The sequence below is a fragment of the Stenotrophomonas sp. 86428_Sma genome, from assembly GCF_056481585.1.
This window is the reverse complement of the sequence record NZ_CM151156.1, coordinates 4,494,306-4,507,142: the sequence shown is the minus strand read 5'-3', so window position 1 is coordinate 4,507,142 and position 12,837 is coordinate 4,494,306. Positions and strand designations below refer to the sequence as shown.

13 protein-coding genes are annotated in these 12,837 nt (G+C 66.5%); 12 read left to right on the top strand and 1 reads right to left on the bottom strand.

Translation table 11 applies throughout. From position 1 onward, the window contains the following. Nucleotides 1-324 precede the first annotated feature (324 nt). The 12 genes from queF (at nucleotide 325) to ACZK3J_RS20640 (ending at nucleotide 11,025) form a co-directional block, all read left to right on the top strand. Nucleotides 325-1,143, top strand: a complete 819-nt coding sequence (queF, locus tag ACZK3J_RS20695; RefSeq protein WP_132810899.1) for an NADPH-dependent 7-cyano-7-deazaguanine reductase QueF — start codon at nucleotides 325-327, stop codon at nucleotides 1,141-1,143. Between the two features lie 217 nt (nucleotides 1,144-1,360). After that, entirely contained in the window at nucleotides 1,361-1,654 is a 294-nt protein-coding gene (locus ACZK3J_RS20690) for a LysM peptidoglycan-binding domain-containing protein (RefSeq protein WP_049401651.1), read from the top strand. 45 nt (nucleotides 1,655-1,699) lie between these two features. Continuing rightward, a complete protein-coding gene (locus ACZK3J_RS20685; protein WP_049401650.1) occupies nucleotides 1,700-2,209 on the top strand; it encodes a hypothetical protein in 510 nt (169 codons plus the stop codon). Between the two features lie 162 nt (nucleotides 2,210-2,371). Then, nucleotides 2,372-2,602, top strand: a complete 231-nt coding sequence (locus ACZK3J_RS20680; RefSeq protein WP_134951482.1) for a hypothetical protein — start codon at nucleotides 2,372-2,374, stop codon at nucleotides 2,600-2,602. A gap of 1 nt (nucleotide 2,603) precedes the next feature. Beyond that, on the top strand, nucleotides 2,604-3,158 hold the full coding sequence (locus tag ACZK3J_RS20675; RefSeq protein ID WP_223224701.1) for a hypothetical protein: 555 nt from the start codon (nucleotides 2,604-2,606) through the stop codon (nucleotides 3,156-3,158). A 228-nt stretch (nucleotides 3,159-3,386) separates the two neighbouring features. Further along, on the top strand, nucleotides 3,387-5,609 hold the full coding sequence (locus ACZK3J_RS20670; protein ID WP_049463298.1) for an NADP-dependent isocitrate dehydrogenase: 2,223 nt from the start codon (nucleotides 3,387-3,389) through the stop codon (nucleotides 5,607-5,609). Nucleotides 5,610-5,917: 308 nt separating this feature from the next. Beyond that, nucleotides 5,918-6,883, top strand: coding sequence for a hypothetical protein (locus tag ACZK3J_RS20665; RefSeq protein ID WP_049463297.1), 966 nt, complete (start codon nucleotides 5,918-5,920; stop codon nucleotides 6,881-6,883). Then, nucleotides 6,876-7,424, top strand: a complete 549-nt coding sequence (locus tag ACZK3J_RS20660; RefSeq protein ID WP_049463296.1) for a GTP-binding protein — start codon at nucleotides 6,876-6,878, stop codon at nucleotides 7,422-7,424. Before ACZK3J_RS20665 ends, ACZK3J_RS20660 begins: the two co-directional genes overlap by 8 nt. Next, nucleotides 7,417-7,833: a roadblock/LC7 domain-containing protein gene (locus ACZK3J_RS20655; RefSeq protein WP_049463295.1), complete on the top strand. Its 417-nt coding sequence runs from the start codon at nucleotides 7,417-7,419 to the stop codon at nucleotides 7,831-7,833. The genes ACZK3J_RS20660 and ACZK3J_RS20655 overlap by 8 nt, the downstream gene beginning before the upstream one ends. A gap of 53 nt (nucleotides 7,834-7,886) precedes the next feature. Continuing rightward, the gene (locus tag ACZK3J_RS20650) at nucleotides 7,887-8,246 is read left to right on the top strand and encodes a hypothetical protein (RefSeq protein WP_005419760.1); all 360 of its coding nucleotides are present in this window, start codon (nucleotides 7,887-7,889) and stop codon (nucleotides 8,244-8,246) included. A 96-nt stretch (nucleotides 8,247-8,342) separates the two neighbouring features. Next, nucleotides 8,343-10,073, top strand: coding sequence for a bifunctional isocitrate dehydrogenase kinase/phosphatase (aceK, locus tag ACZK3J_RS20645; protein ID WP_049463294.1), 1,731 nt, complete (start codon nucleotides 8,343-8,345; stop codon nucleotides 10,071-10,073). A 61-nt stretch (nucleotides 10,074-10,134) separates the two neighbouring features. Then, complete coding sequence (locus tag ACZK3J_RS20640; RefSeq protein WP_032130286.1) at nucleotides 10,135-11,025, top strand: energy transducer TonB; 891 nt, start codon at nucleotides 10,135-10,137, stop codon at nucleotides 11,023-11,025. Between the two features lie 34 nt (nucleotides 11,026-11,059). On the opposite strand, the gene ACZK3J_RS20635 is transcribed toward ACZK3J_RS20640, so the two are convergent. Beyond that, on the bottom strand, nucleotides 11,060-12,634 hold the full coding sequence (locus tag ACZK3J_RS20635) for a sensor domain-containing diguanylate cyclase (protein ID WP_032130287.1): 1,575 nt from the start codon (nucleotides 12,632-12,634) through the stop codon (nucleotides 11,060-11,062). Between the last annotated feature and the right edge of the window lie 203 nt (nucleotides 12,635-12,837).

The following is a 12,837-nucleotide window of genomic DNA, read 5'->3' as shown; positions in this document are numbered from 1 at the left end:
CTGGTGGGTGTCGACCTTGGTCGACACGGCGGACGTCATGAACGTCTGAAGCATCGGCTTTTGATTTTGATTTTTCTGATCTTTCCCGTGGTGGATCGGCGGCAGAAATGTGTCCGGGGGCCGGGCGGGTGGGGATGGCGGGGTATCCGCGCCATGGATGGCGCGGCTAAGCCTCCAGGGACGGATTCACGGCGTCCCCGCCAGCCCCACCCGCCCGGCCCGCATCCGGGAGTCGGGGCTTCCTGCGACCCACCCACCACGGAGGGGCTCCGCCGTTGGCCGGCCCGGCCGAAGGCCCGCTTCTGGCGCGATACAATGCCCCCCATGAACACCCCACAGGATTCCAGCCTCGGTCGCGAGGTCAGTTACCCGTCGCAGTACGATCCCGGCCTGCTGTTTCCCATCCCCCGCAGCGGCGCCCGCGCCGAGATCGGCCTCGACGACGCCGCGTTGCCGTTCGTCGGCCATGACCGCTGGCATGCCTTCGAGCTGAGCTGGCTCGACACGCGTGGCAAGCCGCAGGTCGCCGTCGCCACCGTGCAGGTGCCGTGCACCTCGCCGCGCCTGATCGAATCGAAGTCGTTCAAGCTGTACCTGAATTCCCTCAACAGCACCCGTATCGACAGCGCCGAGGCACTGCGCGCGCGCATCGTCGACGACCTGTCTGCCTGCGCCGGTGCGCCGGTCCAGATCGAGTTCGGCCTGCCGGGCCTGCGTGAGACGCCGCTCGGTGAATCCATCGACGGGCTGGATGTGGAGATCGACTGCTACGGCCCGCCGCAGGCGGACTTTCTGACTGCCGACGCGGGCGAGGTGGTGGAGGAGACCCTGGTCTCGTCGCTGCTGAAGTCCAACTGCCCGGTCACCGGCCAGCCGGACTGGGCAACGGTCAGCCTGCGTTACCGTGGGCCGAAGATCGACCGCGCGGGCCTGCTGCGCTACCTGGTCAGCTACCGCGAGCACGCCGAGTTCCACGAGCAGTGCGTTGAGCGGATCTTCAGCGAAGTGTCCGCCCGCTGCCAGCCGCAGTGGCTGGAAGTGGAGGCCCGCTATACCCGCCGTGGTGGCCTGGACATCAATCCCTGGCGCGCCAGCCCCGGCATCGCTGCCCCGGCCGCGACCTACCGCGAACTGCGGCAATAACCGCCGCAGGCGGTTACGGGTAGTGCCGGCCGCTGGCCGGCAATCGGCCAAGGCCGGATCCCCTGCTGGCACAGCCGGCCAGCGGCCGGCACTACCGGGCACCGGCTCTCCCGATTGTTCAGCCGCCCCCGGGGGCGGCTTCACATCTGCACCATCCCCATTTAACAACCTCCATGGCACCGTGCGAACCACGTAGTCATGCAGACGGGAGTTGTGGATGAGTACCGAGAAGAAAGCCGATTTCTCCGGCGTCAGTGCCAGCGTCGACAGTACCGCCGAACAGGTGCCGAAGGCGGACTTCTCCGGCGTGAGCGCTTCGGTGGACAGCACCGCCGACGTTGTGAGCGGCGGCACCTACACCGTGCAGAAGGGTGACTCGCTGTCGAAGATCGCCAAGCAGCACCTGGGCGATGCCAACGCCTGGAAGAAGATCTTCGAAGCCAATCGCGATGTGCTTGATGACCCGGACAAGATCTTCCCGGGCCAGACCCTGAAACTGCCGCCGAAGTAAGCCGGCGATCGAACGCCGTCCGACAATCCCTGGGAGGAACCCCGAATGATCAAGACCACCCCGCTCCAGACCGCCCTGATCGCCGCCCTGCTGGGCAGCGTTGCCCTGGTCGGTTGCAAGAAGAAGGAAGAGTCGACCGACAGCAATGCCGCTCCGGCAGCGACCGCGCCGGCTGAGCCGGCCCCGGCGCCGATGACCGGCGCACCGCCGCCGATGGCAGAAGCCGCTGCCGTCAGCGTCTCGGCCGTCACCGTCGGCAAGACCGCAGCCGCCGACAAGTCGGTTGCGACGACAGCATTGTTCGCACCGAAGGATGACGTCATCGTCTCGGTCAAGACCGACGGCGCTGCCAACAACGTCACCGTTGGCGCGAAGCTGACCTACCAGGACGGCCAGGTGGCCGGCGAACAGAACGCCACCCTGAACTCCAGTGGCGCGGAAACCACCAACGTCACGTTCAAGAATGCAAAGGGCTGGCCGGCCGGCAAGTACCGCGCCGAAGTCACCGTCGATGGCAAGGCGGCCGGAACGCCGCAGGAGTTCGAGGTCAAGTAAGTCCTGCCGACTCTCTCCCGGCAGGGCTCACGATGGACGCAGCCGCGAGGCTGCGTCCTTTTTTATTGGGCGATACTCGGAAGCACTCCGCGGGCCGCCCGTAATGAGATAAAGCTTGTCAACGGGGAAACCTCCCACCGCAGCGGACGGAGTTTCGCGGAGTTGGGCGGAAAGAAGGGCGAGATCAATGTCCTGGATAGATTTGACAAGGGTGTTGTTCCTCATGAAGTGTCACATCTTGGCGGTGTGGATGATCTTTATGACAAGACGACGGGGCTGCCCAATCCTGCACGTGGCGACGGAATCATGAATAGGGTTCCCGGTGTGGTTGACAGCCATACCATCGGTGGAATTGTGGAAGGCGATTCGGCGGTTCAAAAACGGGAGCGTTGAGATGCTTGCACGCATTTTGGTTTTCTTCGCTTTCTTGTGCCCGCTCACCTCGTGGGCCCAGGAATCTAGCCTGTGGAGCTACAGCTGCGACCACTTTCTGTACGGCGCCTGCCTGCGCGTGCCGACAGGCATGTCCGTGACCTACGAGGCACCCGTTGACTTTGGTCTGCACCGAATCAGGTATGAAGGTAGGGAAGTCGCCTTGATCTACGAGGGCGATGCCCCCGAAAAGCCTGCGTCAGGAAGCACGCCGGATCTGCGCTTCACGGACGGCGGATATGTCGTGTCGGGGTATGCAAGGGCGGAAGGAGGTTCCACCCGGTACGACGTCTACGTTCGACCCGGATCGTCTGGCGCCGGTTCGCTGCACATCCGCGGCTCTGCAGCGACGGCTGATGAACTCGCCAGCCTGGCCGCCGTCGTTGGGGGATTGCGCATCTGCAACTTCCAGCAAAGCAAGCGCTCACAGACATTGACCTGTCCAAGGCGTGCCGAGTGGGGGCCGCGATTGTCGGAATGGGTCATGCGTTCCTCCACGAGCGCGAAGTCGAACTAGCCATCAAGCCTCAGCTTCCAGACCGGAAGCGAGCCAACGACGAAACACAGCGGTCCAGTACCGCTGCGTATGGCACGGCTTTGCCCCGCGCGGCTGAAAACGCGACAATGCAGGGGTTTCCCCGCCGCGCGCCCACCCTGACGGCGGCGGGGGAAGTGACACGGTTGCACGTGGCCCGGCGCTGGCGCCGGCCTTCCCCTGAGCATTGCTACAGAGTCCAAGTCCCCCATGTCCAAGATCCTCTACACGCTGACCGACGAAGCACCGTTCCTGGCCACCCAGTCGCTGCTGCCGATCGTTGGTGCCTACACCGCCACTGCCGGCATCGTGGTGGAAACCCGTGACATCTCGCTGTCCGGCCGCATCCTGTCGCTGTTCCCTGAGCTGCTGAGCGACGCGCAGAAGGTCAGCGACGACCTGGCCGAGCTGGGCCAGCTGGCGACCACCCCGGACGCCAACATCATCAAGCTGCCGAACATCTCCGCTTCGGTGCCGCAGCTGAAGGCGGCCATCAAGGAACTGCAGGACCAGGGCTATCCGCTGCCGGATTACCCGGAAACCCCGGCTGACGACCAGCAGCGCGACTACAAGGCGCGCTACGACAAGGTCAAGGGCAGCGCGGTGAACCCGGTGCTGCGCGAAGGCAACTCCGACCGCCGCGCACCGCTGTCGGTGAAGAACTATGCGCGCAAGCACCCGCACCGCATGGGCGCCTGGGCCTCGGATTCGAAGTCGCACGTCGCGCACATGGCCGCCGGTGATTTCTACGGCAGCGAAAAGTCGGCCACCCTGGCCAACGCCGGTTCGCTGAAGATCACCTTCCACGGCAAGGACGGCAGCACCGTCGTGCTGAAGGAAAAGACCGCGGTCAAGGCCGGCGAGATCGTCGACGCCGCCGTCATGAGCCGCAAGGCACTGGCCGCCTTCATCGGCGAGCAGATCGCCGATGCCAAGGCCCAGGGCGTGCTGTTCTCGCTGCACCTGAAGGCGACCATGATGAAGGTCTCCGACCCGATCATGTTCGGCGTGGCGGTCAACGAGTTCTACAAGGACGTGCTGGCCAAGCACGCCGACGTGCTCAAGCAGGCGGGTTTCGATGCCAACAACGGCATCGGTGACCTGGCCGCACGCCTGCCGTCGCTGCCGGAAGCCACCCGCGCTGCGATCGAAGCCGACCTCGCCGCCGAGTACGCACAGCGTCCGGGCGTGGCCATGGTCAACTCGGACAAGGGCATCACCAACCTGCACGTGCCGAGCGACGTGATCGTCGATGCCTCGATGCCGGCGATGATCCGCGACTCCGGCAAGATGTGGAACGCCGAAGGCAAGCTGCAGGACACCAAGGCGGTCATTCCGGATCGCTGCTACGCCGGTGTGTACCAGGCCGTCATCGACGACTGCAAGGCGCACGGCGCCTTCGACCCGGCCACCATGGGTTCGGTGCCGAACGTCGGCCTGATGGCGCAGAAGGCCGAAGAGTACGGCTCGCACGACAAGACCTTCCAGATCGCTGCCGATGGCGTGGTCAAGGTCACTGACGATGCCGGCACCGTGGTGTTCGAGCACGCCGTGGAAGCCGGTGACATCTGGCGCATGTGCCAGACCAAGGACGCGCCGATCCAGGACTGGGTCAAGCTGGCCGTCGAACGCGCCCGCCTGAGCAGCACCCCGGCCGTGTTCTGGCTCGATGCCGCCCGCGCCCACGACGCGCAGGTCATCGCCAAGGTCGAGCAGTACCTGAAGAACCACGACACCAGCGGCCTGGATATCCGCATCCTTCCGCCGGTGGAAGCCACCGCGTTCTCGCTGGACCGCATCCGCAAGGGCGAGGACACCATCTCGGTGACCGGCAACGTGCTGCGCGACTACCTGACCGACCTGTTCCCGATCATGGAGCTGGGTACCAGCGCCAAGATGCTGTCGATCGTGCCGCTGATGGCCGGTGGCGGCCTGTTCGAGACCGGCGCCGGTGGTTCGGCCCCGAAGCACGTGCAGCAGTTCGTTGAAGAGGACTACCTGCGCTGGGATTCGCTGGGCGAATTCCTGGCCTTGGCCGCGTCGCTGGAACACCTGGGCAACCGCTACGACAACGCCGCAGCCCGCGTGCTGGCCAAGGCGCTGGACGAAGCCAACGGCCAGTTCCTGGACAACGACAAGTCGCCGTCGCGCAAGCTGGGTGGCATCGACAACCGCGGCAGCCACTTCTACATCGCGCTGTACTGGGCGCAGGCGCTGGCCGCGCAGGACGAAGACGCCGCACTGAAGGCACGCTTCGCCCCGCTGGCCAAGGCGCTGACCGACAACGAGCAGAAGATCGTTGACGAGCTGATCGCGGTGCAGGGCAAGGCCGTGGACATCGGCGGCTACTACCGCCCGGACGTGGCCAAGGCCAGCAAGGCGATGCGCCCGAGCGCGACCTTCAACGCCGCGCTGGAGCAGCTGCGCGGCTGATCCATCGCCGCTCGGCCGTGACACCGGAACCCGCGCTTCGGCGCGGGTTTCTTTTTGGGCCAGGATTACTGCGGCCCTTCATCCACGCATGGCGTGGATCTACCGGGGACCAGAACCGTGACATCCATCGGCTGTCGGAATGCCGTCAAAGGGGCATGAAACTTGCCCGCGATGGCCGTCGCAGAACGGATAGGAGACAGCCTGCAACCGCCCTCGATCTGAGCAGTCGATCACGACGGCTGCCGCTGGCGATGCCCTAGCCTTGGCGACGCGAGGCCACCGGGGAGGTGGCCGCACGGGGAACACGGATGGCACGCGTGCTGGTAGTGGGAACCGACATCCAGGGCGAGCAGGCCCTGCTGCAGCGGCTGCGCGTGGCATCGGCCCTGCCGGACGGCCAGATCCGCCGCAGCCAGGACCTGGATGATTGCGATCTGCTGGTCATCCGCGATACGCCGGCGCTGCGCAACGCGGCCCAGCGCATGCGTCAGCAGCGTCCGCGACTGCAGTGCTGGATCGAAGACCTGGGCGGCCAGCTGCGTGACGGTGATGGGCACCAGGACGTGCTTGACGATGGTGCCATCGGCCGCGCGCTGCGCCGCATGCAGTTGGCACCGGAGCCCATGGCCATGCACGCACCCGCACCGATCCGTCTGGCCGATGGTGCACACGCCATCACCCGCCTGCTGCGCGAGCGGCTGCCGCTGCGACAGGGGCAGGCACTGTTGAGTGATGCGGGCGAGCCTCTGCTGCTGATGGATCTGGAGCACGACCAGGCCGTGCTGCTGCAGGAACCGGCTGCGGCGCTGGTGGAGCGTCTGGCCGATGCCTTCGAACGCCTGCAACTGGATGCGCTGACACCCGCACGCCTGCAGGCGCTGGCCGGTGAGCGGCCACGCCAGCCACTGCGACCGCTGCTGTGGCAGTGGGCGCAACGCAGCCGCCATTGGCAGGCATTGGACGAACGCCTGCGTGGCGCTTCAGTGAAGCTGCTGCGCTGGCCGGACTTCCGCGTACTGGGCCACGACCATGATGGCTTCCGCCTGTGTTCGCTGCTGCTCAAGCGCGCGTGCACGGTTGACGAGTGCGTGATGCTGCTTGATTTGCCGGCTGCGGCGGTGCGCGATTTCATCCATGCCGCCTACCTGTGCGGCTACGCGCAGCTGCAGACTGCACCGGCGGCGCCGCTGATGGCGACAGGTGGCACCCGCACCGACAACGGCCTGCTTGCCCGCCTGTGGCGGCACCTGCGCGGGAGCGAACGCAATGCGTGAGCACAAGGTGGTGGTGCTTGGCGGCATGGGCAGCGGCAAGTCGACCCTGGTACGCAGCATCGCGGTTGGCGCGGTGGTCGACACGGATGTGGCCAACAGTGATCGCTTCGGCGCCGACAAGGCCTCCACCACCGTAGCGCTGGACTACGCAGACATCGACCTGCCCAATGGCGAACGCCTGCGTCTCTACGGCACACCCGGCCAGCAGCGTTTCGATTTCCTGTGGCCGATCCTGCTGCAGGGCGCGCGTGGCGCGGTGCTGCTGCTGGATGCGCGTCGTGCCGGGCTGGCCAGCGAGCTGGAGGACTACCTGCAGGTGCTGCAGCCGTTCGCATCATCCCTGGCACTGGTGGTGGCGGTCACCCACCTGGACCAGGCACCGCAGGCCGCACTGGACGACTGGGCCGCCCGTGCCAGCCTTGACGACCAACCACTGCCGCTGCTGGCGGTGGATGCCCGCGACCGCGAACAGGGACTGTTGCTGATGGATGTGTTGATGAGCGAAATGGAAGCGCACGCACTGGTGGCGGCGCATGGCTGACGGGCAGATGGCGGTACTGCCCGATGCCGGTCAGCGTGAGCGACTGCAGCCGCTGCTGCAGGACCTGCAGCAGCGGGTCGAAGGCGTGCGCACGGTGGTGCTGGCCAGTGTCGATGGCTTCGCCCTGGTCAGTGCCGGGGCCGGAGGGCGCGGTGAGCGGCTGGCGGCGATGACCAGCGCGATGCTGGCGCTGGCCGCGGCAGTGGGCCGCGAACTGCTGCTGGGCGATCTGCAGACGCTGATGCTGGAGGCCGGGGGCGGCAAGGTGCTGATGCTGGCGATCCAGGCCGAAGGGCGCGCACCGCTGCTGCTGATGGCGGCCTGCGACCAGCGCAGCGTGATCGGCCAGGTGCTGTGGCAGAGCAGGGAATGTGGCCAGGCGATCCTGGCCGAACTCGGCGGATCGTGAGCCCGGCCGCAGGGGAACGAGGGGCTCGAACCAACATCGACAAGGGGTGCGACGTGGCTGGATTGAATGAATCGTTGAACGCACTGATGGGCATCGACGGCGCGCAGGCAGTGGCGCTGGTCGACTACGAAAGCGGCATGCTGCTGGGCGAAGCCGGTGCCGGCATGGACATGGAAGTGGCCGCCGCCGGCAACACTGAAGTGATCCGCGCCAAGATGAAGACCGCCGCGTCGCTGAACCTCAACGACAGCATCGAGGACATCCTGATCTCGCTGGGCAAGGCGTACCACATCATGCGCCCGGTGGCGAAGAAGAAGGGCCTGTTCTTCTACATCGTGCTGGACCGGACCAAATCCAACCTGGCGCTGGCGCGGCGCAAGGTGCAGGACGTAGAGGCCGAACTGGCGATCTGATCCACCGGCGCGTTGTAGAGTCGAGCTTGCTCGACTCTACACAAGCCACCCCACGCCAGCGTATGGTGGAGACGGTCCTCCCCGGGTACGCCGTGCATGTCAGAGCCTGTCATCGCAACCGTACTGGCGCCGCGTATCGCCGGTGCCATCCGCGATGGTTTCGAGCAGTACCATGCCCGCTTCGCGGCGATCACCGCGCGGGCGCGGCAGCGCTTCGAGCAGCGCGATTGGGCTGGTGCGCGACAGGATGCGGTCGAGCGCATCGCCCTGTACGACCTGTGCATCGCCGAGCAGATGGATGCGTTGCGCCGCCTCGCCGATGACGCGATCGGCGAGCGCGCGCTGTGGCTGCAGGTGCACGCGCAGTACAGCGCGCTGCTGCAGGGCCTGATCGACGCCGAGCTGTACAAGACCTTCTACAACACGCTGTCGCGGCGCCTGTTCGCTACCCGCGGCGTGGACCCGGCGCTGGAATTCATTGCTTTCGACGTCGAGCCCTCCGATGCAATCACCCATCCTGTCGCGCGGCATACCTACGCGGTCTCGCCGACGCGGCCGGTGGAGGCCCTGCAACGCGTGCTGGCCGACTACCGCTTCGACATCCCCTATGCGCACCAGCTGCGCTGTGCGGCGGCCATCGCCGTGCGCCTGCAGGACGACCTCGCCCATTGGGGGGACACGCCGGTACGCAGCATCGAACTGCTCGACACGGTGTTCTACCGCGAGCGCCGCGCTTACCTGGTTGGCCGCGTGTTCGGCGAGCATCGCTTTTCGCCATGCGTGATTGCCCTGGTCAACGATGCGCGCGGCCTGCGTGCCGATGCGGTGCTGACCCGGCGCCGTGATGTCGCCCATCTGTTTGGCGTGTCGCGCAGCTACTTCCAGGCTGACCTGGGCACCGTGGGCGACGCGGTGGTGTTCCTGCGCAGCCTGCTGCCGGGCAAGCCGATCGACGAGATCTACACGGTGCTGGGACGTGCCAAGCAGGGCAAGACCGAGCGCTACCGAACCTTCTTCCGCCACTTCAACGAGCATCCGCAGGAACGGCTGGTGCATGCCGAAGGCACGCCGGGCATGGTCATGGCGGTGTTCACCCTGCCCAGTTATCCATTGGTGTTCAAGCTGATCCGTGACCGTTTCGCCTGGCCCAAGGCAATGTCGCGGCAGCAGGTGGAAGAGAAGTACGCGCTGGTGTTCAATCTCGATCGTGTCGGCCGCCTGCTTGATGCGCAGCCTTATCGCCACCTGCGTTTCCCGCGCGAGCGCTTCGCGCCGGCCCTGCTGGAAGAGCTGCTGCAGCAGTGCGCGCAGAGCGTACGTGTCGATGGCGACGAGGTCGAAGTCGCACTGTGCTATGTGCAACGTCGTTTCCGACCTTTGAACCTGTACCTGCGCGAGCAGTCCGGCGAGGCGGTGCGCGCGGCGGTGCTCGACTACGCGCAGGCGATCACCGACATGGCGCGCAACAACATCTTCCCCGGCGACATGCTGCCGAAGAACTTCGGTGTGTCACGGCACGGCCGGGCCGTGTTCTATGACTATGACGAGCTGTGCCTGGTCAGCGACTGCGTGTTCCGCGCCTGGCCGCAGCCACGCACGCCAGAGGAAGCGATGGCCGACGAGCCGTGGTTCCATGTCGGCCCGCGCGACGTGTTTCCCGAGCGCTTCGGTCCGTTCATGGGCCTGCCTGCTGCGGAGCTGGCAGCCGTGCGCGAGCACTACCGGCACCTGTTCGACCCGGGCTGGTGGCAGGGCCTGCAGGAACGCTTCGCCCGGGGTGATTATCCGGACACGCCGCCCTACGCGGGCGCACACCGGCTGGCGTGAACCGGCTGTCATGGCGGCTGGGACTGGGATAGGCTCGCCGTTCATCACCAAGGATCCGGCAATGATGCGTTCCCCACTGTTTCTCGCCCTCGCGCTGGCCGTAGGTGCCGGCGCCCCCCTGCTTGCAGGCGATGCCACTGCGCAGACCGCACGTGCTGTACGTGCGACTGCGGAAATGAGCATGGTGCTGTCCGGTCATATCGAGGTCACGCCGGAGGGCGCGGTCCGTTCGCTGGTGCTGGACCAGAAAGCCATGGTGGCCCCGAGCATCGCCTCCTTCGTGGAAGGCACCATCGGTGGCTGGCGCTTCGAGCCCACGCTGCGCGATGGCCAGGCGGTGGCCACGCGGGCCCCTTTGCGCGTTCGCCTGCGCGGCAAGGCTGCGGCCGATGGCGGTTATGAAATCAGCATGACCAGTGTCGACTTCAGCGAGTACGATCCGAAGGCCACCGATTCGGTGACCCAGCTGCACATGACGCCGCCGCGCTACCCGGAAGCGGCCTACCGTAACGGTGGCCAGGGTGAGGTGCTGCTGTTGGTCAAGGTGGCCCGTGACGGAACAGTGGCCGATGTGGCCGCCGAGCAGGTGAACATGGCCGTGGTCGCACCTGAGCGGACCCTGGCCAAGATGCGCGACATCCTGGCCAGAGCCAGTGTCAGCACCGCCCGCACGTGGACCTTCAAGCCGCCGACCACCGGCGAGGACAGCACCCGGGACAGCTGGACGGTTCGCATCCCGGTGAACTTCGCCCTGAACAATGATCCCAATGCAGTGGCGGAACGCTATGGCCGCTGGCGCGCCTTCATTCCGGGGCCGCGGCAGACCGTCCCGTGGCGCGAGGCGGACCCGGTCGAGCAGGTCGGCAGCGATCTGCTGCCGGAAGGCGGCGTCTACATGGTGGACGGCGCCAAGCGCGGCCTGCGCCTGCTGACCCCGCTGGCGCAGGGCTGAGACCCGCTGCGGAGCCGGGCAGCCCGGCTCCGCGTCAGTCGGCGTACGGGTAGACCACCACCCGGTTGCGGCCCTGTTCCTTGGCCATGTACAGCGCCTTGTCGGCCAGCCGCAGCGCCTGTTCTGCGTCGACATGGAAGCTGGGGAAGTGGGCCACGCCCAGCGATACGGTGATGGTGCCGACCGGTTCGAACGGATGGTCGGCGATGTGCTGGCGCAGGCGTTCACCGGCCTGGCGGGCCGATTCAGTACTGATGCCCGGCAGCAGCAGCAGGAATTCCTCGCCGCCGGCGCGGCAGAGGATGTCGCTGTCGCGCGAGTAGCGGCGCATCTGGTCGGCGATGTGGACGATGGCGTTGTCGCCGACGTCATGCCCGTAACTGTCGTTGATCGACTTGAAGCGATCGATGTCCAGCGCCAGGATCGCGAACGGAATGCCCTGCACCTGCAGCGCATCCAGCGCCTGCTGCAGCCCGCGGCGGTTGAGCAGGCCGGTCAGCGGGTCGGTGCGGCTGGCACGGTTGAGCGTGCCGATACGATCCTGCAGCGCATTGAAGCTGTGCAGCACCGCCTGTTTGAGCTGGGCGACCTCGAAGTACCAGGCGCGGATGCCGCTGACGTGGTTGATCGCGTTGCCGGTGTCCTCGCCGCCCTGCACGTTGCGCGCCAGCTGCCACAGCGGCATCGAAATGCGGCGCGCGAACCACCAGGTGACCAGCAGCGACAGCAGGCCGAGTGGAATCGCATTCCAGATCACTGCGGTCATCAACCGCGATAGCGGCTGCAGGGTGGCCTCGGTCGGGCGCTGCGCGATGATGCCCCAGCCGGTGGCCGCCACCGGTGCATAGCCGGCCAGCATCGACACGCCGCGGTTGTTGCGTACCTGCTGTGCGCCCCGTTCTCCGCGCACCACGGCCTTCACCGCCGGGTTGCCGACCACGTAGTCACCCACCCGCTTGCCATCGGCGTGGTACAGCAGGCGGCCATTGCGGTCCACCACGTACAGGTAGGAACCGTCGCGGTAGTAGTGCTTGCCCAGCAGCGTGTGCAGTGCACTGCGCTGGCGCAGGTACAGGGTGCCGCTGACATAGCCGCGATAGCGGCCCTGGCGGTCGAAGATCGGGTGCGACAGCGACACCAGCAGCTTGCCGGTGGCCGATTGGTAGGGATCGCTGATCATGGGCTGGCGCGCCGCCAGTGCCGCGTTGTTGCCGACACTGTGCAGCACCTCACCCTGCAGCTGCAGGGTCTGCGGCGAGGTGGCGATCACCAGGCCGTCGGCATCCACCACCAGCGAGGAGTTGAAGCTGCTGGACTGCAGCTGCAGGCGGCTGGCTTCATCCTGGGCCTGCTTCGGATCAAGGTCGTCCTCGCCCAGGCGGGTCGCGGCATAGGCCAGCTGCTGCTGCGCGGCCAGCAGGAAGTTCTGGGTGGTCTCGGCCAGCTTGGTGGCGTAGACGCGGTTGGCTTCCAGGGTATTGCCGACCAGCTGGTCGCGCTGCACCCGGTAGCTGGCCAGCAGGGTGTTGGCCAGCGCGATGATGGCGCTGAGCAGGGCCAGGGCGAGGATCAGCTTGCCCAGGTTGAGGCGGGGAGACAGCGTTCGCATGCGTCGACGGATCCGGCAGGAGGCTGGACCCGACCGGTTCTCCGGAAGGGGCGACAGCGGGAATCGGTGGCAGGGCCCACGGGGGCCGGGCAGGGTATCGCGCGGATTATCGCCAAAAGCGGGCGCCAGCGAAGTGAAGTGCGTCGCCCTGCAGGCAAAAAAAAACCTGCCGCAGCGAGCGGCAGGTTTCTTCTGATGCAGCG